The sequence below is a fragment of the Craterilacuibacter sp. RT1T genome (assembly GCF_023502145.1).
Classification (GTDB): Bacteria; Pseudomonadota; Gammaproteobacteria; order Burkholderiales; family Chromobacteriaceae; genus Craterilacuibacter.
Map to the genome: position 1 here is coordinate 1 of NZ_JAMFLI010000033.1, position 494 is coordinate 494.

Sequence of the window (494 nt, forward strand, 5' to 3'; positions counted from 1 at the left end):
GCGCCGAAGCGGCCGGACAGTTTGCCGTAGGCAATCACCGAGGCGGTAAAGGTGATGGCACCGATAAAGGCGCCGATAAACAGCTCGACCTTCTGTACCGGGGTATGGGTTTCACCGGTGTGATACACCGCCGCCACCGCGATCAGCACCGCACTCAAACCCACCAGCGAGTGCATGGCGGCGACCAGTTCGGGCATGCCGGTCATTTCAACGGTCTTGGCCTTCCATGCGCCGATGGCGCCACCGGCGATAATGGCGCCGCCGATCAGGCCCAGCACCGGCTTGTCCATGATCATAAAGGTGGTGAACACCGCGATCACCATGCCGATCATGCCGTACAGGTTGCCGCGCAGGGCGGACACCGGGCTGGACAGCCCCTTGAGCGCGAGGATGAACAGCACCGCCGCGACCAGATAAAGCAAAGCAGAAATATTTTCCATGTCGGTCAGTCCTTATTTTTTCTTCTTCTTGAACATGTCGAGCATGCGCTGGGT

Annotated in this window: 1 protein-coding gene; it reads right to left on the minus strand. The window is 59.5% G+C overall.

The annotated features are described in order from the left end of the window. Nucleotides 1–440 (minus strand): NAD(P)(+) transhydrogenase (Re/Si-specific) subunit beta (locus tag M3P88_RS15815; RefSeq protein ID WP_249616954.1); only part of this gene is annotated, 440 nt, incomplete at its 3' end. Nucleotides 441–494: the final 54 nt, after the last annotated feature.